At 68.6% G+C, this 17,907-nt stretch carries 23 protein-coding genes; 21 read left to right on the top strand and 2 right to left on the bottom strand.

Annotation, left to right across the window (positions count from 1 at the left end; translation table 11 throughout):
- Positions 1-21 precede the first annotated feature (21 nt).
- The 6 genes from M8231_RS11910 to M8231_RS11935 all read left to right on the top strand — a co-directional run bounded on the left by M8231_RS11910 (position 22) and on the right by M8231_RS11935 (position 5,329).
- Positions 22-1,464, top strand: coding sequence for a protein adenylyltransferase SelO family protein (locus tag M8231_RS11910; protein WP_250201533.1), 1,443 nt, complete (start codon positions 22-24; stop codon positions 1,462-1,464).
- Positions 1,465-1,580: 116 nt separating this feature from the next.
- The gene (locus tag M8231_RS11915) at positions 1,581-2,108 is read left to right on the top strand and encodes a DUF2975 domain-containing protein (protein WP_250201534.1); all 528 of its coding nucleotides are present in this window, start codon (positions 1,581-1,583) and stop codon (positions 2,106-2,108) included.
- Positions 2,109-2,116: 8 nt separating this feature from the next.
- Positions 2,117-2,350 (top strand): helix-turn-helix domain-containing protein, encoded by a 234-nt coding sequence (locus tag M8231_RS11920; RefSeq protein ID WP_250201535.1) that lies wholly within the window; start codon positions 2,117-2,119, stop codon positions 2,348-2,350.
- Between the two features lie 235 nt (positions 2,351-2,585).
- Positions 2,586-2,912 (top strand): DoxX family protein, encoded by a 327-nt coding sequence (locus M8231_RS11925; protein ID WP_249749755.1) that lies wholly within the window; start codon positions 2,586-2,588, stop codon positions 2,910-2,912.
- Positions 2,913-3,062: 150 nt separating this feature from the next.
- Positions 3,063-3,542: a MerR family transcriptional regulator gene (locus M8231_RS11930; RefSeq protein WP_249749754.1), complete on the top strand. Its 480-nt coding sequence runs from the start codon at positions 3,063-3,065 to the stop codon at positions 3,540-3,542.
- A gap of 2 nt (positions 3,543-3,544) precedes the next feature.
- Positions 3,545-5,329, top strand: a complete 1,785-nt coding sequence (locus M8231_RS11935; protein WP_250201536.1) for an acyl-CoA dehydrogenase C-terminal domain-containing protein — start codon at positions 3,545-3,547, stop codon at positions 5,327-5,329.
- Here M8231_RS11935 and M8231_RS11940 read toward each other — a convergent pair whose 3' ends face one another.
- Entirely contained in the window at positions 5,330-5,695 is a 366-nt protein-coding gene (locus M8231_RS11940; protein WP_249749752.1) for an ATP-binding protein, read from the bottom strand. It abuts the gene before it with no gap.
- Positions 5,696-5,768: 73 nt separating this feature from the next.
- On the opposite strand from M8231_RS11940, the gene M8231_RS11945 reads away from it, so the two are divergent.
- From M8231_RS11945 to M8231_RS11995, 11 genes are all read left to right on the top strand, one after another.
- Entirely contained in the window at positions 5,769-6,932 is a 1,164-nt protein-coding gene (locus M8231_RS11945; RefSeq protein WP_250201537.1) for an acyl-CoA dehydrogenase family protein, read from the top strand.
- A 118-nt stretch (positions 6,933-7,050) separates the two neighbouring features.
- Positions 7,051-7,383 carry a GIY-YIG nuclease family protein gene (locus M8231_RS11950; protein WP_249749751.1) on the top strand — a complete coding sequence of 111 codons (333 nt, stop codon included), beginning with the start codon at positions 7,051-7,053 and terminating at the stop codon, positions 7,381-7,383.
- 81 nt (positions 7,384-7,464) lie between these two features.
- On the top strand, positions 7,465-8,184 hold the full coding sequence (locus tag M8231_RS11955) for a 16S rRNA (uracil(1498)-N(3))-methyltransferase (protein ID WP_249749750.1): 720 nt from the start codon (positions 7,465-7,467) through the stop codon (positions 8,182-8,184).
- A gap of 38 nt (positions 8,185-8,222) precedes the next feature.
- Entirely contained in the window at positions 8,223-8,696 is a 474-nt protein-coding gene (locus M8231_RS11960) for an ion channel (protein WP_249749749.1), read from the top strand.
- A gap of 66 nt (positions 8,697-8,762) precedes the next feature.
- The gene (locus tag M8231_RS11965) at positions 8,763-10,124 is read left to right on the top strand and encodes a glutamate--cysteine ligase (protein WP_249749748.1); all 1,362 of its coding nucleotides are present in this window, start codon (positions 8,763-8,765) and stop codon (positions 10,122-10,124) included.
- Between the two features lie 211 nt (positions 10,125-10,335).
- A complete protein-coding gene (locus tag M8231_RS11970) occupies positions 10,336-10,590 on the top strand; it encodes a type II toxin-antitoxin system ParD family antitoxin (RefSeq protein WP_250201538.1) in 255 nt (84 codons plus the stop codon).
- Positions 10,587-10,907, top strand: a complete 321-nt coding sequence (locus tag M8231_RS11975) for a type II toxin-antitoxin system RelE/ParE family toxin (RefSeq protein ID WP_249749747.1) — start codon at positions 10,587-10,589, stop codon at positions 10,905-10,907. The genes M8231_RS11970 and M8231_RS11975 overlap by 4 nt, the downstream gene beginning before the upstream one ends.
- Positions 10,904-11,677 carry a DUF72 domain-containing protein gene (locus M8231_RS11980; protein WP_250201539.1) on the top strand — a complete coding sequence of 258 codons (774 nt, stop codon included), beginning with the start codon at positions 10,904-10,906 and terminating at the stop codon, positions 11,675-11,677. The genes M8231_RS11975 and M8231_RS11980 overlap by 4 nt, the downstream gene beginning before the upstream one ends.
- A gap of 48 nt (positions 11,678-11,725) precedes the next feature.
- Positions 11,726-12,790 carry an NAD(P)-dependent alcohol dehydrogenase gene (locus M8231_RS11985; protein WP_249749746.1) on the top strand — a complete coding sequence of 355 codons (1,065 nt, stop codon included), beginning with the start codon at positions 11,726-11,728 and terminating at the stop codon, positions 12,788-12,790.
- Between the two features lie 108 nt (positions 12,791-12,898).
- Positions 12,899-13,624 (top strand): acetoacetyl-CoA reductase, encoded by a 726-nt coding sequence (gene phbB, locus M8231_RS11990; protein WP_249749745.1) that lies wholly within the window; start codon positions 12,899-12,901, stop codon positions 13,622-13,624.
- Between the two features lie 90 nt (positions 13,625-13,714).
- Positions 13,715-14,422 carry a DUF4908 domain-containing protein gene (locus M8231_RS11995; protein ID WP_250201540.1) on the top strand — a complete coding sequence of 236 codons (708 nt, stop codon included), beginning with the start codon at positions 13,715-13,717 and terminating at the stop codon, positions 14,420-14,422.
- Between the two features lie 3 nt (positions 14,423-14,425).
- On the opposite strand, the gene gloB is transcribed toward M8231_RS11995, so the two are convergent.
- Positions 14,426-15,154 (bottom strand): hydroxyacylglutathione hydrolase, encoded by a 729-nt coding sequence (gloB, locus tag M8231_RS12000; protein WP_250201541.1) that lies wholly within the window; start codon positions 15,152-15,154, stop codon positions 14,426-14,428.
- A 47-nt stretch (positions 15,155-15,201) separates the two neighbouring features.
- Between gloB and M8231_RS12005 the strand changes: the two genes are divergently transcribed.
- From M8231_RS12005 to M8231_RS12020, 4 genes are read left to right on the top strand one after another with little or no spacing between them, the layout of a single operon-like run.
- Positions 15,202-15,972: a class I SAM-dependent methyltransferase gene (locus M8231_RS12005; RefSeq protein ID WP_249749743.1), complete on the top strand. Its 771-nt coding sequence runs from the start codon at positions 15,202-15,204 to the stop codon at positions 15,970-15,972.
- Between the two features lie 49 nt (positions 15,973-16,021).
- The gene (locus tag M8231_RS12010) at positions 16,022-16,525 is read left to right on the top strand and encodes a SixA phosphatase family protein (protein WP_249749742.1); all 504 of its coding nucleotides are present in this window, start codon (positions 16,022-16,024) and stop codon (positions 16,523-16,525) included.
- Entirely contained in the window at positions 16,522-16,866 is a 345-nt protein-coding gene (locus M8231_RS12015; protein ID WP_249749741.1) for a DUF952 domain-containing protein, read from the top strand. The genes M8231_RS12010 and M8231_RS12015 overlap by 4 nt, the downstream gene beginning before the upstream one ends.
- Positions 16,863-17,906, top strand: coding sequence for a quinone-dependent dihydroorotate dehydrogenase (locus M8231_RS12020; RefSeq protein ID WP_249749740.1), 1,044 nt, complete (start codon positions 16,863-16,865; stop codon positions 17,904-17,906). The genes M8231_RS12015 and M8231_RS12020 overlap by 4 nt, the downstream gene beginning before the upstream one ends.
- The last annotated feature ends 1 nt before the right edge of the window (position 17,907 follow it).

Consider the following 17,907-nt stretch of genomic DNA (forward strand, 5'->3'; position numbering starts at 1 on the left):
CGGGCGACGCACCTAGCAGCCATGCCCGTTTCCCCCGCCTATCGCCCCGAACCCCGCTTCTTCGACCTGGGGCCGGACTACGCCGACGCGGTGACGGCGGCGGACTTTCCCCAGACGATCCTGCGCCTGCGCAACGACCGGGCCGCCGCCGAGGTGGGGCTGGAGACGCTGACCGACGCCGAATGGATCGCCGCCTTCGGCCGGTTCGCGCCCCTGCCCGGCCAGCCCGGCCCGATCGCCATGCGCTATCACGGCCATCAGTTCCGCACCTACAATCCCGACCTGGGCGACGGCCGCGGCTTCCTGGCCGCCCAGCTGCGCGAAACGCCGCAGGCGGCGAGCGACCGCGTCGCGAGCGATAGGCCAAGATTAATGGACCTGGGGACCAAGGGGTCCGGGCGGACGCCCTGGTCGCGCGGCGGCGACGGCCGGCTGACGCTGAAGGGCGGGGTGCGCGAGGCGCTGGCGGCCGCGATGCTGGAGGCGCTGGGCGTCCCGACCAGCCGCGCCCTGTCGCTGATCGAGACCGGCGAGGCGCTGGAGCGGGGCGACGAACCCTCGCCCACGCGCTCGGCCGTGCTGGTGCGGCTGTCGCACAGCCATGTGCGCTTCGGGACCTTCCAGCGCGCCGCCTATCTGGGCCGTCGGGACCAGATCGAGGCGCTGGTCGAGCACGTGCGCGCCCTGTATCACCCGCAGGTCGCGCCGGGGGACGCGCCCGGCCTGCTGGCCGCGATCGTCGCCGCCTCGGCCCGGCTGACCGCGCGCTGGATCGCCGCCGGCTTCGTCCACGGCGTGCTGAACACCGATAATCTGAACGTGACGGGCGAGAGCTTCGACTACGGCCCCTGGCGCTTCCTGCCCTTCTACGACCCCGGCTTCACCGCCGCCTATTTCGACCAGACGGGCCTCTACGCCTTCGCCCGCCAGCCCGAGGCGGTGTTCTGGAACCTGACGCAGCTGGCCGGCTGCCTGAAGCTGGTCGCCGAGGTCGAGCCGCTGACGGACGCCCTGAACGGCTTCGGCCCCGCCTACATCCGCGAACTGCGCGCGGCCTTCCTGATGCGGCTGGGCGTGCTCAGCCTGGGCGAGGCGGCGGACCAGCGGCTGCTGGACGCGACCCTGGCCCTGCTGCGGGAAGGCGGCGCGTCGCTGCGGTGGGAGCCGCTGTTCTTCGACTGGTTCGGCGGCTTCGCCTCCTCCGCCCGCGCCCTGTCGGGTCCGCGCGCCAGGATCTATCAGGGCGAGACCTTCGACGCCTTCCGCTTCGCCCTGATGGAGCACGAACCCGACCGCATCGCGCGGCTGGAGCATCCGATGTTCGCCGCCCGCGAGCCGGAGGAGATGCTGATCGAGGAGGTCGAAGCGATCTGGAGCGCGATCGACGCCGACGACGACTGGGCGCCGTTCGAGGCCAAGCTGGCGCGGCTGGAGGCGGCGCGCGCGGCCTGGGCCTTCGGCTGATCCTAACCTTACAAAAGCTTCATCTCGTTTATCGATAATGTTCTTGTCTGTTTTTCGATAAATGCATATCGATAGTCGCCAAGCAGGCCGCGAGGGGCGGCCCGGGAGACGGGCTTATGAAGCTGATCGGGAAATATTCGGCGGCGAGCGCGCTGCGCTGGTGCCTGGGGTTCGTCAATGTGTTCGTGATGATCGCCGCCTGTTTCATGGCCTTCGTCACATTCCTCAGCCTGTTCGTGCCGGACCTGGCGTCCGGCTTTCTCGACGGCCTCAACGATGCCCGCGAAGATCCGAGCCGGCGCCTGGCGGTCGTGGAGCGGCTGACCCTGCTCGGCGCCTTCCTGGCCTGCGGCTTCACCTGGTGGGTGATCAACCGGCTGCGCGCCATCCTGCTGTCGGTCAACCGCGGCGACGCCTTCGAACGCGCCAATGTGAAGCGCCTGCAGGCCGTCGGCTTCGGTCTGCTGGGGATCCAGTTGACGGCCATTCTGCTGGCCGTCGTCGCGCCGCTCAGCATCGACCAGGCGCCCACGGACTACGATATCGGCCTGGGCTCCTGGCTGGGCATCCTGGTCGTCTTCATCCTGGCCGAGGTGTTCCGGCAGGGATCGGCGATGCGCGACGAACAGCTGAGCACGGTCTGAGGCGCGCCATGATCCTGATCCAGTTGGACCGCCTGCTGCTCGAGCGGCGCATGTCCCTGACCGAACTGTCCGACCGGGTCGGCGTCACCATGGCCAATCTGTCGATCCTCAAGACCGGCAAGGCGCGCGCCGTGCGCTTCTCGACCCTGGACGCCCTGTGCCGCGAACTGGATTGCCAGCCCGGCGACCTGATCGTCCAGACGCCGGGCCCCCATCCGGAGACAGAGCTTTCACCGGACTGAAACAATAAGTCATCAGCTGATGTCATCAGTTGATGTCATCGCGTGATGACAAATCGGCGGAGCGTCGCTATACACCCTCTTGCGCAGGGCGAGGAGCAATCCGATATCGTCACTGTTGCGAATTCAGGCGCTCTTCCGATGACCACGACCACCCTCCCCGTTTCCTCCCCCCCGGGCGCGTTCGCGCGCCGCCTACAAGAACATCGCCCTGTGGACGCTGCAGGGCTGGCTGGCGATGTTCTTCATCGCCGCCGGCTACGCCAAGCTGACCGAGTCGATGACCAACCTGATCACCCTGATGGGCTGGCCCGCCGTCGCGCCCGAGAACATGGTGCGCGGCCTGGGCGTGGTCGAGATCGTGCTGGCCCTGGGCGTGCTGACGCCGCTGATCTCCTGGCGCGCCTTCCGGCCGGTGCTGCTGACCTCGACCGTCGGCCTGATCATCCTCGAGGCCGTGATGCTGGCCGTTCACGCGCTCAGCCAGGACATCGGCCTGGCCGTCGTCAACGCCGTCCTTCTGGCCATCACCGTTCCGGTGCTGCTGGGTCGCCGCAAGGCCTGATCTCCCCCAGCCGGCGGCGCCGCATGGGCCCGGAACCCCTCCCCCAGGTTCCGGGCCCTCTTTCTGGCGCGGCGCGGCGCGCGTGAAGCTTACCCTTACGTGCGCGTAAAGACGCTTCCCTTTACGCGCACGTAAAGTTATGAAGGCGGCATGGCGACCGCCGACGATCATCGCACCTATTCCATCCGCCAGCTGTGCCGCGAGTTCGGCGCGACGGCGCGCGCGCTTCGTTTCTACGAGGACAAGGGCCTGCTGACGCCCGCGCGCAAGGGCCAGACCCGCGTCTATGACGCGCGCGACCGGGCCCGGCTGAAGCTGATCCTGAGGGGGCGCCGCATCGGCTTCACCTTGCAGGAGATCCAGGAGATGATGGATCTCTACGACCGCAAGGATCACAACGTCCATCAGATGGCCGTCGCCCTGGTGCGCCACCGCGCCCAGATCGAGGCGCTGAAACAACAGCTGGAAGACATCGAGGGCGCCATCGAGACGGCCGAGGAGGCCTGCGCCTGGATGGAATCCAAACTGTCCGAACACCGCCCGGACCTGCTGCCGGGCGCCGAGGACTATGAGCGGCTGCTCAAGTCCCGCCTCAACCACGACCACCACCCGTTCAAAGCGAGAGCGTAATCATGGCCTACAAGGCGCCCGTCCGCGACTTCACCTTCATCCTGAACGAGGTGCTGGAGATCGACCGCTACACCAACCAGCCCGGCTTCCAGGACGTCTCGTCCGACCTGGTCGGCCAGATCCTGGAGGAAGGCGCCAAGTTCGCCGACGAGGTCATCGCCCCCATCAACAATCCCGGCGACAAGGAAGGCTGCCACTGGGCGCCGGGCGGCGTCGTGACCGGCCCCAAGGGCTGGAAGGAAGCCTACAAGGCCATGTCCGAGGCCGGCTGGATGGCGCTGGCCGCCGATCCGGAATACGGCGGCCAGGGCATGCCCAGCGTCGTCGCCTCGGCCTTCGGCCAGATGACGGCCGGCGCCTCGGCGGCCTTTTCGATGTATCCCGGCCTGACGTCCTCGGCCTACGCCGGCATCCACGCCAGCGCCTCGGACGAGATCAAGGCCAAGTACCTGCCCAAGATGGTCTCGGGCGAATGGTCGGGCACCATGAACCTGACCGAGCCCCAGTGCGGCACCGACCTGGGCATGGTGCGCACCAAGGCCGTGCGCAACGACGACGGCAGCTTCTCGATCACCGGCCAGAAGATCTGGATCTCGGCGGGCGAGCACGACTTCTCGGACAACATCATCCACACCGTCCTGGCCCGCATCGAGGGCGCCGTCCCCGGCATCAAGGGGCTGAGCCTGTTCGTGGTGCCGAAATACCTGGTCAACGAGGACGGCTCGCTGGGCGAGCGCAACAGCCTGGAATGCGCCGGCCTGGAAGAGAAGATGGGCATCCACGGCAACGCCACCTGCGTCATGCAGTACGACGGCGCCAAGGGCTGGCTGCTGGGCGAAGAAGGCCGCGGCATGAACAACATGTTCGTGGTCATGAACGAGGCGCGCCTGGGCACCGGCCTGCAGGGCCTGGCCATCGGCACGGCCGCCTACCAGGCCGCGGTCGAGTTCGCCAAGGACCGCCTGCAGGGCCGTTCGCTGACCGGGCCGAAGAACCCGGACGGCCCGGCCGACCCGATCATCGTCCACCCGGACGTGCGCCGGATGCTGCTGGAGGCCCGCGCCTTCGTCGAGGGCGGCCAGGCCTTCATCCTGTGGACCGCGCTGCACGCCGACCTGGAGAAGTCCGAGGACGAGGCCGTGGCGACCCGGGCCAAGGACTACATGGGCCTGCTGACGCCGGTACTGAAGGCCTATCTGACCGACAAGGGCTTCCACGTCGCGTCCCTGGCCATGCAGGTGCACGGCGGTTCGGGCTACACCGAGCACTTCCCCGCCAGCCAGTATCTGCGCGACGCCCGCATCACCATGATCTACGAGGGCGCCAACGGCATTCAAGCGCTGGACCTGGTGGGCCGCAAGCTGCCCTCCAACGGCGGCCGCGCCATCATGACCTGGTTCGGCGAGATCGACGCCTTCGTGGCCGAGAACGGCGCGAACGAGGCCATCAAGCCCTTCGTCGACGGCCTGGCCGACGCCAAGGCCAAGCTGCAGGACGGCACCATGTGGCTGATGCAGAACGGCATGGCCAATCCGGACAACGCCGGCGCCGCCTCGACCGACTATCTGAACGTCTTCGGCCTGACGGCCCTGGCCTATATGTGGGCCCAGATGGCCAAGGCGGCTCAAGGACAGATCGAGGCCGGTTCGACCGATCCCTACTATGCCGCCAAGCTTCAGACCGGCCGCTACTTCGTCGAGCGCATCCTGCCCGACGCGGGCGCCCACCTGAAGAAGATGAAGACCGGCGCCGAGGTGCTGATGGCCATGCCGGCCGAGGCGTTCTGATCAATAAACGGGTGCGAGGTCAGGCAGATGCAGACGCTTGACCTCGCGTTCGTAAGCCGCTTCGTCGAAAGGGCCCTTCAAGGCCTCCGGTGGAACACCCGGCCCGTCGAGAGCGCGTACAACATAATAATATTCGACCAGACCGGACCGACCCTTCGGCTCGCGGCGCACGGTGATGTACCGGTCGTCGTGGCCGACCCCCGTGACCGTGGAATCGACGCGGCCGATCGCATTTCCGTCCCCCAGGTCGTACGACAGGTGGCGGTTGAGCGGATCGTCGGCCGCCACGATCAGATAGGGGCCATCGACCTTCTGCCAGCGCACAGGCTGTCCGCAGGCGGCAAGCCCCAAGGCGATGATCGCCACCCAGACAGATCGCATCCCCACCTCCAATCAGAGCTCCGACACTGATCGGAACCACCGTCCAAGGGAAGACGCCATGAACATCCTCAACAGCCCCGACCCCGCCTTCATGCAGGAAGAAGAGATCACCCTCTTCTCCGATTCCGTCGGCAAATGGATCGACGAGCACGCGCCGCCGGAGAAGGTCCAGCAGTGGATCGCCGCGTCCAGCGTGCCCCGCGCCCTGTGGAGCCAGGCCGGCGCCGACGGCCTGCTGGGCCTGTCGATGCCCGAGAAAGACGGCGGCATGGGCGGCGACTATCGCCACGAGGTCGTGCTGATGCGCCAGCTGGGCTGGAAGGGGGCCGACCACTTCGGCATTTCGCTGCACAATGCGATCGTCATGCCCTACATCTGGCATTACGGCACCGAGGAGCAGAAGCAACGCTGGCTGCCCCGCCTGCAATCCGGCGAACTGGTCGGCGCCATCGCCATGACCGAGCCGGGCGCCGGGTCGGACCTGCAGGGCGTCAAGACGACGGCGGTGAAGTCCGGCAACGGCTATGTCGTCAACGGCTCCAAGACCTTCATCACCAACGGCCAGCTGGCCAACTTCATCATCGTGGTGGCCAAGACCGATCCGTCGGAAGGCGCCAAGGGCACGTCGCTGATCGTGGTCGAGACCGACGGCGCCGAAGGCTTCGAGCGCGGCCGCAACCTGCACAAGATCGGCATGGAGGCCAACGACACCTCCGAGCTGTTCTTCAACGAGGTGAAGGTCCCCGGCGACAACATCATCGGCGGGACCGAGGGCCAGGGCTTCGTCCAGCTGATGCAACAGCTGCCGCAGGAGCGGCTGAACATCGCCGTCCAGGGCGTCGCCGCCGCCGAACGCGGCCTTGAAGCGACCCTGGCCTACGTCAAGGAGCGCAAGGCCTTCGGCAAGCGCATCCTCGACTTCCAGAACACCCAGTTCAAGCTGGCCGAGGTCAAGACCAAGCTGACCGTCGCCAAGGTCTTCGTCGACCACTGCATCGGCCTGCACCTGAAGGGCCAGCTGGACGCCGCCACCGCCTCGATGGCCAAATACTGGGTCACCGACATCCAGGGCGAGACCATCGACGAGATGCTGCAGCTGCACGGCGGCTATGGCTACATGAACGAATACGCCATCGCCCAGCTGTACAAGGACGCCCGCGTCCAGCGCATCTACGGCGGCACCAACGAGATCATGAAGCTGCTGATCGCCCGGACGCTGTAGGCGCACCCTTCCTTGTCATCCCCGACGAAGCGCAGCGAAGATCGGGGACGGGACCAGCCAAACCATCCCCTTGACCGCTCCCGGACAACCCCCAAGGGTTGCGCCGGGAGACGGTGTCATGACCCAATGCTTCTACGTCTATCTGCTCGCCAGCGGCCCGTGCGGCTATCTCTATGTCGGCGTGACAAACGACATCGTGCGCCGGGTGGCCGAGCATAAATCGGGATTGATCCCGGGCTACACGGCGGAACGCGGCATCGACCAACTGGTCTGGTACGAAACCCATCGATACATCGACCAGGCGATCCTGCGGGAAAAGCGCATCAAGCGCTGGTTGCGGGAATGGAAGTTCGCGCTGGTCGAAAAGGACAACCCCCGCTGGCTGGATCTTTACGGCGAGGTGCGGACGCGCCTTCAGCCCGGTTCGGCGACGCCGACCGGGCTTGCCTAGATTGTCAGCTGCATCCCGTCCCGGCTCTCCGCTTCGCTGCGGCCGGGATGACAAGCGCCCGCCCTCAGGTCATGTAGGCTGATGATCCGTCTCCATGTCGCCCAACCGCTTTCCCCCGCCGCCCCCGTCGCCCCCACCCTCGACCAGTCGCGCTACCTGACCCAGGTGATGCGGCTGAAGGCGGGCGACGACCTGCTGGTGTTCAACGGCCGCGACGGCGAGTGGCGCTGCACCGTCGCCGAGGTGCTGAAGAAGGGCGTGATCCTGCGCGCCGAGGAACAGGTGCGCCCCCAGGCCTACGGCCCCGACTTGGAGCTGATCGTCGCCGTGGTGAAGAAGGCGCGCGTCGAGACCATCGTCGAAAAGGCGGCCGAACTGGGCGCCAAGCGCGTGCGGCTGGTCCTGACGCACCGCACCAACGCCGACCGCATCCGCCTGGACCGGCTGGACGCCATCGCCGAGGAGGCCGCCGAACAGACCGGACGGCTGGACGTGCCCGCCGTCGACGATCCGATCCGGCTGGACGCGCTGCTGGACGGCTGGGGGGACGGCCGCCGGCTGATGTTCTGCGACGAGACCGGCGGCGCGCCGGCGGTCGCCGCCCTGCGCGACGCCGGCGAAGGGCCCTGGTCCATCCTGATCGGTCCGGAAGGCGGCTTCTCGCCCGAGGAGGGCGAGCGCCTGCGGGCCCTGCCCTTCACCACCGCCGTGTCGCTGGGCCCGCGCATCCTGCGCGCCGACACCGCCGCCATCGCGGCCATGACGCTGTGGCAGGCGGCCGTGGGCGACTGGGCGCGTTAGGCGATTGCCAAAGGGCGAGCGGGCTGGGACCATGCGGCATGATCCTGGAACTGCTGATCGCCACGGTGATGGTTCTGGCGACGGTGGCGCTGCACGGCGTCGGCCTGCTGGTGATCGCGCGGGTCCTGCACGAGCGGGATCTTCGCCGCGCCGGATACCGGATCAGCCCGTTCTCCCTGGAAGGCGCGGTCATCGCCAGCGGCGTGGCCCTGGCGCTGCTGACGCTGCACGGCGTGGAGATCTGGCTCTACGCCTTTCTCTTCGTGACGCTGGACGCCATCGCGACCCTGCCCGAGGCGGTCTATTTCTCGACGATCAGCTACGCCACCATCGGATACAGCGACGCGCCGATCCTGGAGCGGTGGCGGCTTCTGGGGGCCATAGAGGGCGTCAACGGCACCCTGCTGATGGGTTGGTCGGTGGCCTTCTTCGTCACGGTCATGGCGCGCGTCCTGCCGCATCGGCGCGCTTCGCGACGCCCGGCGCGCCGCGATCGTGCCGACGCCCCTTGAGCCCGGCCCCGTCCTCGCCCATCTAGCCGCGACAGACGGCCGCGACGCGCCGGAGGGATCTGACGCATGACCGAAGCCGCGCCGCTGACACGCCAAGCCCTGATCGAGGCCATGTCCCGGGGGGCCAAGCCCAGGGACCAGTGGCGCATCGGCGCCGAGCACGAGAAGTTCGGCTTCGACAAGACCACCCTGGCGCGCCCCGCCTACGAAGGCCCGAACGGCATCAGGGCCATGCTGGAGGGGCTGGAGCGGTTCGGCTGGTCGCGGGTCGAGGAGAACGGCGTCCTGATCGGGCTGGAGCGCAGGAACGCCGAGGGCTTCATCGCCTCGGTCAGCCTGGAGCCCGGCGGCCAGTTCGAACTGTCGGGCGCGCCGCTCCTGACCATCCACGACATCTGCAACGAGACCGGCCAGCACCTGATGGAGGTCAAGCAGGTCGCCGACCAGATCGGCGTCGGCTTCCTGGGCGCCGGCTTCGATCCGCTGTGGCGCCGCGCCGACATCCCGGTCATGCCCAAGGGCCGCTACGACATCATGCGCGCCTATATGCCCAAGGTCGGGACGCTGGGCCTGGACATGATGCTGCGCACCTGCACCATCCAGGCGAACCTCGACTTCGACAGCGAGGCGGACATGGTCGCCAAGTTCCGCACCTCGCTGGCGCTTCAGCCCATCGCCACCGCCCTGTTCGCCAACAGCCCCTTCACCGAGGGCCGCCCCAACGGCTTCCTGTCGGCGCGCGCCAATGTCTGGACCGACACCGACGCCGACCGCACGGGGATGCTGGACTTCGTCTTCCAGGACGGCTTCGGCTTCGAGCGCTATGCCGACTACGCCCTGGACACGCCGATGTATTTCGCCAAGCGCGACGGGAAGTACGTCGACGCCTCGGGCCAGTCGTTCCGCGATTTCCAGGCCGGGAAGCTGCCCGCCCTGCCCGGCCAGTATCCGACGATCAAGGACTGGAACGACCATCTGACGACGCTTTTCCCCGAGGTGCGGCTGAAGGCCTATCTGGAGATGCGCGGCGCCGACGGCGGGCCGTGGAGCCGCATCTGCGCCCTGCCCGCCCTGTGGGCCGGCGTCCTCTATGACGCGCCGTCGCTGGCCGCCGCCTGGGACCTGGTCAAGGACTGGGCTGTCGCCGATCACGAGCGCCTGCGCCGCGACGTCACCCGCCTGGGCCTGAAGGCCGAGGTGGCGGGCCGCTCCGTTCGCGACATCGCCGTGGACCTGGTCGCCATCGCCCGGCAGGGCCTGAAGAACCGCGCCAAATTCTCGGGCGGCATGGTGGACGAGCGCGGATACCTGGCCGAACTGGAAGATATCGCCGACAGCGGGATCACGCCCGCCGAACGCCTGCTGGACCTCTACCACGGCCCCTGGCAGGGCGACGTGAAGCGGATCTACGCCGACTTCGCCTACTGAGCCCGCGTCCGTTTTCGACGCGGACGCCGGCTATGACCGGCGATGGCGACGGCGACGGCGACGGCGACGGCGACGGCGACGGTGACGGTGACGGCGATTTCACACGATTCATACCTTTCACACTGTGTTTTCCGTCGCGACCGTGTGAAAGATGGCAAGGATTGACAACCCTTGCCAAGAAACCCTCTTCTTCCTGAAAAGGAGACCGATCATGGCGACGATGAACATCTCCCTGCCCGACCCGATGAAGGCCTGGGTCGAGGAGCAGGCCAGATCCGGCCGCTACGCCAACGCCTCGGACGTGATCCGCGACCTGATCCGCCAGGAGCAGGTCAAGGCCGACAAGATCGCCAACATGCAGCGGCTGATCGACGAAGGCCGGGCCAGCGGCATCAGCGACAGGACTATGGCCGATATTCGCGCCGAGGCTCTCTCCCGCATCGCTGAGCGGCGCAAGACGGGATGAGCCGCTATCGGCTGTCCGTGGAGGCGAGCGAGGATCTCATCGCCATCTACATCCAGAGCCACGACCAGTTCGGTCCGCCACAGGCCGATCGTTATCAGGACGAACTGGAAGCCCTGTTCAACCGACTGGCGGCATCGCCCGGCGTCGCTCGGCTGCGCACCGACTACGATCCGCCCATTCGGGTTTTCACCTTCAAGGCTCATGTGGTCATCTATGACGAAGAGCCGGAAGGCGTCCTGATCCAGCGCGTCCGGCACGGGCACGAAGACTGGCGGACCGCTCCGCAAGGCGACAGCGACGCAGGGGAACAACCATGACCCACCCCATCCACATCGGCATCGGCGGCTGGACCTATGAGCCGTGGCGCGGCGTCTTCTATCCCGACGACCTGGTCCAGAAGCGCGAGCTGGAATACGCCAGCCGCCAGCTGACCTCGATCGAGATCAACGGCACCTATTATTCGACCTTCAAGCCCGACAGCTGGCGCAAATGGCGCGACGAGACGCCGGACGGCTTCGTCTTCTCGGTCAAGGCCAGCCGCTACTGCACCAATCGCAAGGTGCTGTCCGAAGGCGGCGAGAGCTTCGAGAAGTTCCTGTCCCAGGGCCTGACCGAGCTGGGCGACAAGCTGGGGCCGATCAACTGGCAGTTCATGGGGACCAAGAAATTCGATCCCGAGGACTTCGAGGGCTTCCTGAAGCTGTTGCCGAAGGAGAAGGACGGCCTGCGCCTGCGCCACGCGCTGGAGGTCCGCAATCCGACCTTCGCCACCGAGCAGTTCTACGACCTGGCCCGGAAATACGGCGCGGCCATCGTCTATGCCGTCGACGACGAGGAGCCGACCTGGCCCCAGATCGACGAGGACACCGCCGACTTCACCTACGCCCGCCTGATGTCCAGCCGCGAGGACGAGCCGACCGGCATGACCGCCGCCGAACTCGACGACATCGCGAAACAGGCCAAGGCCTGGGCCAGGCGCGGCGAGGTCTTCGCCTATTTCATATCCGGCGCGAAGGTCCGGAACCCGGCGGCGGCGCAGGCGCTGATCGCCAAGCTGAAATTGCGGTCCACGCCTTGCGGGCGGTGATTGCGCGTCACATCTGAGGCGCCTGCCGCAAAGCCTGAAGGACTTCCCATGCCGATCGCCACCCGCGCCTTCGCCGCGACCGCTTCCGACAAGCCGCTGACGCCCTACAGCTTCGAGCGACGCGATCCGGGCCCCGACGATGTGGCGATCCAGATCAAATACGCCGGCGTCTGCCACTCCGACCTGCACATCGTGAAGAACGACCTGGGCAACACCACCTATCCGATCGTGCCGGGCCACGAGATCGCCGGCGTCGTCACGGCGGTGGGCCAGAACGTCACCCGGTTCAAGGTCGGCGACCGCGTCGGCGTCGGCTGCATGGTCGACAGCTGCCGCCAGTGCAAACCCTGCCAGGAGGGCGAGGAGCAGTATTGCGTCCCCGGCATGACCCAGACCTACGGCTCGCCCGATCCGAAGGGCGCGGGCGTGGACCAGAAGATCACCCAGGGCGGCTATTCCAGCGCCATCGTGGTGGATCAGGACTTTGTCCTGCGCATCCCCGACAGCCTGCCGCTGGACGCCGCGGCGCCCCTGCTGTGCGCCGGCATCACCACCTATTCGCCACTGAAGACCTGGGGCGTGGGCCCCGGCTCGAAGGTCGCCGTGGTCGGCCTGGGCGGGCTGGGTCACATGGCGGTCAAGCTGGCGGCGGCCATGGGGGCCGAGGTCACCGTCCTGTCGACCTCGAATCGCAAGCGCGCGGACGCCGAGCGGATGGGCGCCAGACACTTCCTGATCAACTCCGACAAGGAGGCGATGAAGGCGGCGGCCGAGACGTTCGACCTGATCATCAACACCGTCTCGGCCACCCACGAAATCTCGGGCCATCTGCAGCTGCTGGCCAAGGACGGGACGATGGTCATGCTGGGCCTGACCACCGAAGGCCTGCCGGTCTTCGCCATGCCCCTGCTTTGGCGTCGGCGTCGCGTCGCCGGCTCCCTGATCGGCGGCATCCGCGAGACCCAGGAGATGCTGGACTTCTGCGCCGAGCACGGCATCGCCTGCGACATCGAGATGATCGCTCCGGAACAGATCAACGAGGCCTATGCGCGGATGGAGAAGTCCGACGTCCGCTACCGTTTCGTGATCGACATCGACAAGCTGGCGGCCTGAAGAACAGGCTTCCGTCACGGAAACGCCGCTTGCGCGCGCCGCCACGGTCGTTAATCCTGAACCTCGACAAGGCCTTGCAAGGGCCGGCGACAGGGACAGGAGACGATCATGGCGCGCGTCGCATTCGTGACCGGCGGCACCCGGGGCATCGGCAAGGCCATCGTCCAGCGGTTAAACGAGGACGGCGTCCGCGTCGCCGCGGGCTATTCCGGCAATGACGAGGCGGCCAACGCCACGGCCAAGGCGCTGGGCGTCATGGTGGTCAAGGGCAACGTCGGCAGCTTCGAGGACTGCGCCCGCGCGGTGGCCGAGGTGGAGGCCGAGCTGGGCCCCATCGACATCCTGGTCAACAACGCCGGCATCACCCGCGACGGCTTCTTCCACAAGATGAGCCACGACCAGTGGTCCGACGTGATCCGGGTCAACATGGACAGCGTTTTCAACATGACCCGCCAGGTCATCAACGGGATGCGCGACCGGGGCCACGGGCGGATCGTCAACATCTCCTCGATCAATGGCCAGAAGGGCCAGATCGGCCAGACCAACTATTCCGCCGCCAAGGCCGGCATGATCGGCTTCACCAAGGCCCTGGCGCTGGAGAACGCCAGGAAGGGCGTGACCGTGAACTGCATCGCGCCCGGCTACATCGACACCGAAATGGTCGGGGCGATGGATCCCAAGGTGCTGGAGGGGATCGTCGGCCAAATCCCCGTCGGCCGCCTGGGCAAGGGCGAGGAGATCGCGGACATGGTGTCCTGGCTGGTGGGCGAGCGTGCCGGATATGTCACAGGCTGCACCCTGTCGTTGAACGGCGGTCAGTATCTGGTCGGTTGACGGGCCTTCGCCAAAAATCCGCCGTGCGTCGGTTTCATCCCTAGTCTCATGAAGTTGACGGACGAGGTCAGGGCGAAAAACTCGCCACGCATGACCACGATGGCGCTCGTCGCCTTCGTGGCCGCGGCCCTGTCGCTGCTGATCGCGCTCGCCCCCTCGATGGCCGAGGCCCAGTCCCGGCGGGCCATGCCGTCGACCGGCCGCTACGTCTCGGACGGCGGCCAGGCGTTCGTGCTGGACAGTTCGGGCGTGCGTCCCCTGCTGCGCTTCGACCAGTCGGCCGAGATCTGGGTGCTGCGCCCCACCCCCGCCCCGCGCGGCGACATCATCTATCGCAACGACAACGGCGATCAGATCCTGCGGGTGACCGCCGACGGGGGCATCACCCTGTACACCACGCGCACGCCGCAAGGCTCGCCGGTGTCGCGCTCAGGCGCGGCCCAGCCGCTGCGCACGCCCAACCTGGGGCCGGTGCAGCTGTTCAACCTGATGGCGCGGCGAAGCAATCTGGTGTCCGAGGCGGTGGGCCGGCTGATCACCATCGACCTGGACGGCAGCCAGTCGGAGGCGCTGTGCGTCGAGGCCCTGATCGTCACCACCGACGCGGTGATCCGCATGGCCCGCAATCCGTCCACCCGCGGCGCCGTCAACCGCCTGCGCAAGATCAGCATCGTCGAGGGCGGACGCGCCTCCGTGACCTTCTCGCGCGGGGAGCTGCGCGTCATGGTCGACCCGTCGCGCGGCATCGTCGGCCGGCCGTCGTCGGCCGTGGTGATCCGCACCATGGCGGGGGACTGAGCCTCAGCCGGCGAAGTCGTCCTTGGCCCGACGGCGGGCGGCGAAGGCCTCGGCGCTCCCGGCCCGCAGGAAGGGATTGAACCGCCGCTCCGTCCCGACCGTCGTGGGAACCGTCGGCTGCCCCCGCTCGCGCGCCTGGAAGATCGCCTCGGCGTGCGCCTTCATCTCGGGACGGTCGTCCAGGCTCAGGGCGAAGCGGGCGTTGGCGGCCGTGTATTCGTGGGCGCACCAGATCACCGTCTCGTCCGGCCAGGCCGTCAGGCGCGAAAGGCTGTCCCACATCTGCTCCGGCGAGCCCTCGAACAGTCGCCCGCAGCCCAGGGCGAACAAGGTGTCGCCAACGAAGGCCAGGCCGTCCGCCGCGTCGTGATAGACCACATGGCCCAGGGTATGGCCCGGCGTGGCCACGACCGTCAGCACGGCGTCGCCGATCCTGACGACGTCGCCGTCCGCCACGATCCGGTCCAGCGGAGCGACGCGCGCGACCTCTTCGGGGCCGACGATCTCGCAGCCGGTCTCGGCCTTCAGCCGCGCATTGCCCTCGGTGTGGTCGGGGTGCCAGTGGGTGTTCAGGATCAGGTCCAGCCGCCCCCAGCCCAGGGCCTGGAGCTCCTCCAGGATGCGCGCGGCGTCCGGCGTGTCGATGGCCGCCACCACGCCCGTGGCGCGGTCGCGCGCCAGCAAGCCGTAGTTGTCGCTGCGACAGGGAAACAGATGCACGTCCAGGGTCATGCGCCCATCCTAGCAGCGGGACCCCTCGGCGGCCTATAGTGAGGCCCATGCGGCGCAGCATCGATGAGCTGAGAACCTTCTACGGCGAGCCGACCGGCGTGCTCGCGCGAAGACTGCTGGCGCGAAGGCTGGACGACGCCTGGGGCGAGGCGGCGGATTGCGACGTGCTGGGCCTGGGCTACGCCACGCCCTGGTTGGACGCCTTCGTCGGGGCGCGGCGCGTGGTCGCGGCCATGCCGGGCGGACAGGGGGTCGAGCACTGGCCTGCGGTGGGGCGAAACCGCACCCTGCTGGCGGACGAGCGGCGGCTGCCGTTCCAGGCGGGGACCTTCGACCGCATCCTGCTGGTCCATGTGCTGGAAGAGGCCGACGATCCGGGCGCGGTCCTGACCGAGGCGGTGCGGGCCCTGGCTCCGGCGGGGCGGATCATCCTGGTCGCGGCGGCGCGCGGCGGCCTGTGGGCGCGCACCGAGAACACGCCGTTCGGATACGGCCGTCCCTTCTCGCGCCGGCAGTTGGAGCGGCTGGTGCGCGAGGCGGGCCTGGAGCCCTCGGCCTGGTCCCAGACCCTGTATGTGCCGCCCTGGGGGCCGCTGCTGCCGCTGGCGGACGGGTTCGAACAGGTCGGTCGACGGATCGCGCCCGGCGCGGCGGGCCTGATCCTGCTGGAGGCGACCCGCCACGCCTACGCCCGCATCCGGCCCAGCGGCCAGACCCAGCGGGTGGCCCGTCCCGCCCTGGCGCCCCAGCCGGCCGCCTCGGTTCCGTCCCGCCTGTCGCCCCCGCCCGAGACGCCGACGCGGCTGACGCGGAGTTGACCGACGCGGCGTCTGGCCCCGCGCCCCGAAGCGCCCTAATGGCGATCCCATGCATCGACTGATCCTCATGCGCCACGCCCAGGCCGAGATGTCCGCCCCCTCCGGCGGCGGCGACAAGGCGCGCCCCCTGGCGCCGCAGGGCCGCACGGAGGCCGGCGCCATGGGCCGGGCCCTGGCCGAACGCGGGATCAAGCCGGACCTGGCCCTGGTCTCGACCGCGGCGCGCACGCGTCAGACCTGGGACCTGATGCACGACGCCTTCGGCGACGTGGAGGTGCGCGACCTGGCCATGCTGTACAACGCCGGCGCCGACGTCATCCGCGGCCTGGTCGAAGGATCCGAGGAAGAGGCCGGCTGCCTGATGATCGTGGCCCACAATCCCGGCGTCCACCTTCTGGCGGTCGAATACCTGACCGAGAGCGCAGCCTCCCCGGCGGTGCTGGACCGGCTGGCGGGCGGTTTCGCGCCCGGCTCGGCGGCGATCTTCAGCGTCGATGTCGCGGGCCGCTGCGCCTACGAAGGCTTCCTGACGCCCCGGACCGGCGGCGCATGACCCCGGTCGCCTACAAGATCATCGACGCGGGCGAATGGCGCCAAGCGGTCGCCGAAGGCCGCTACGAGGGTTCGGCGGTGGACCGCGCCGACGGCTACATCCACCTGTCGACCCAGGCGCAGCTGGCCGAGACGGCGCGTCGGCACTACGCCGGGCGGGACGGGCTGATGCTGCTGAGCGTGCATCTGGACCGGCTGGAGGACGCCCCGGCGTGGGAGCCTTCGCGCGGGGGCGACCTGTTCCCGCACCTCTATTCGCCCCTGCCGGTCGCGGCCGTGGGCGAGGCCCGCCCCATGACCGTCGACGCCGACGGGACGATGCGGGTCGGAGACCCGGCATGAGCGTGATGGACGCCGGCGCCGCCCTGTTGCGCCGCCTGGACCCGGAGCAGGCCCACGTCCTGGCCCTGCGGGGCCTGGCGCTGGCGCCCCTGCCGGCCGCGTCCGCCGACGCGCCGATCCTGCGCACGCGGCTGGCCGGCCTGGACCTGCCCAATCCGGTCGGCCTGGCGGCGGGCCTGGACAAGAACGGCGAGGCGTTGCGGGGCCTGTCGCGACTGGGCTTCGGCTTCGTGGAGTGCGGCTCGGTCACGCCCCGGCCGCAACCGGGCAATCCGAAGCCGCGCCTGTTCCGCCTGGCCGAGGACCGGGCGATCATCAACCGCATGGGCTTCAACAACGCCGGGCTGGAGGCCTTCGCCCGCCGGCTGGCGGCGCGGCCGGCGGCGGCGGTGGTCGGCGCCAACCTGGGCGCCAACAAGGAGACCGAGGACAAGGCGGCGGACTATGTCGCGGGTCTGGAGCGGCTGGACGGCCTGGCGGACTATTTCACCATCAACATCTCCTCGCCCAACACGCCGGGCCTGCGCGCCCTGCAGGGCCGGGCGCAGCTGGACGACCTGCTGGGCCGGATCGACGCCGCCCGGCCCCGGGCGACCGCGCGCCAGCCCGTCTTGCTGAAGATCGCGCCTGATCTGGCCGGCGCCGAGATCGCCATGATCGTGGAGGCCGCCCTGGCCCACCGCATCGACGCCCTGATCGTGTCGAACACCACGCTGGAGCGGCCCGCGACCCTGCGCTCCGTCCACGCGGCGGAGGCCGGGGGCCTGTCGGGCGCGCCGATCCGGCCGTTCGCCGAAAAGGCCCTGGTCGCGGCGGCGGAGGCGGCGCAGGGCCGCCTGCCCCTGGTTGCGGTCGGCGGGATCGACAGCGGGGCGGAAGCCTATCGCCGCATCCGCCTGGGCGCGACGGCGGTGCAGGTCTATTCCGCCCTGATCTACGAGGGCCCCGGCCTGGTCCAGCGGATCAAGCGCGACCTGGCGGACCGGCTGCGCGCGGACGGCTTTTCCACCGTTTCGGAGGCCGTCGGCGCGGGCCGTTGAC

The organism is Brevundimonas albigilva (assembly GCF_023573565.1).
GTDB lineage: Bacteria > Pseudomonadota > Alphaproteobacteria > Caulobacterales > Caulobacteraceae > Brevundimonas > Brevundimonas albigilva.

Coding starts and splice junctions, on each gene's coding strand:
- M8231_RS11920 (WP_250201535.1), top strand. CDS start 2,117: ATGATCCTGATCCAGTTGGACCGCCTGCTGCTCGAGCGGCGCATGTCC.
- M8231_RS12005 (WP_249749743.1), top strand. CDS start 15,202: ATGCGGCGCAGCATCGATGAGCTGAGAACCTTCTACGGCGAGCCGACC.
- M8231_RS11980 (WP_250201539.1), top strand. CDS start 10,904: ATGACCCACCCCATCCACATCGGCATCGGCGGCTGGACCTATGAGCCG.
- M8231_RS11955 (WP_249749750.1), top strand. CDS start 7,465: ATGATCCGTCTCCATGTCGCCCAACCGCTTTCCCCCGCCGCCCCCGTC.
- M8231_RS11975 (WP_249749747.1), top strand. CDS start 10,587: ATGAGCCGCTATCGGCTGTCCGTGGAGGCGAGCGAGGATCTCATCGCC.
- M8231_RS11945 (WP_250201537.1), top strand. CDS start 5,769: ATGAACATCCTCAACAGCCCCGACCCCGCCTTCATGCAGGAAGAAGAG.
- phbB (WP_249749745.1), top strand. CDS start 12,899: ATGGCGCGCGTCGCATTCGTGACCGGCGGCACCCGGGGCATCGGCAAG.
- M8231_RS11915 (WP_250201534.1), top strand. CDS start 1,581: ATGAAGCTGATCGGGAAATATTCGGCGGCGAGCGCGCTGCGCTGGTGC.
- M8231_RS11995 (WP_250201540.1), top strand. CDS start 13,715: ATGACCACGATGGCGCTCGTCGCCTTCGTGGCCGCGGCCCTGTCGCTG.
- M8231_RS11910 (WP_250201533.1), top strand. CDS start 22: ATGCCCGTTTCCCCCGCCTATCGCCCCGAACCCCGCTTCTTCGACCTG.
- M8231_RS12020 (WP_249749740.1), top strand. CDS start 16,863: ATGAGCGTGATGGACGCCGGCGCCGCCCTGTTGCGCCGCCTGGACCCG.
- gloB (WP_250201541.1), bottom strand. CDS start 15,154: ATGACCCTGGACGTGCATCTGTTTCCCTGTCGCAGCGACAACTACGGC.
- M8231_RS11960 (WP_249749749.1), top strand. CDS start 8,223: ATGATCCTGGAACTGCTGATCGCCACGGTGATGGTTCTGGCGACGGTG.
- M8231_RS11950 (WP_249749751.1), top strand. CDS start 7,051: ATGACCCAATGCTTCTACGTCTATCTGCTCGCCAGCGGCCCGTGCGGC.
- M8231_RS11970 (WP_250201538.1), top strand. CDS start 10,336: ATGGCGACGATGAACATCTCCCTGCCCGACCCGATGAAGGCCTGGGTC.
- M8231_RS11930 (WP_249749754.1), top strand. CDS start 3,063: ATGGCGACCGCCGACGATCATCGCACCTATTCCATCCGCCAGCTGTGC.
- M8231_RS11935 (WP_250201536.1), top strand. CDS start 3,545: ATGGCCTACAAGGCGCCCGTCCGCGACTTCACCTTCATCCTGAACGAG.
- M8231_RS12010 (WP_249749742.1), top strand. CDS start 16,022: ATGCATCGACTGATCCTCATGCGCCACGCCCAGGCCGAGATGTCCGCC.
- M8231_RS11965 (WP_249749748.1), top strand. CDS start 8,763: ATGACCGAAGCCGCGCCGCTGACACGCCAAGCCCTGATCGAGGCCATG.
- M8231_RS11985 (WP_249749746.1), top strand. CDS start 11,726: ATGCCGATCGCCACCCGCGCCTTCGCCGCGACCGCTTCCGACAAGCCG.
- M8231_RS12015 (WP_249749741.1), top strand. CDS start 16,522: ATGACCCCGGTCGCCTACAAGATCATCGACGCGGGCGAATGGCGCCAA.
- M8231_RS11925 (WP_249749755.1), top strand. CDS start 2,586: ATGTTCTTCATCGCCGCCGGCTACGCCAAGCTGACCGAGTCGATGACC.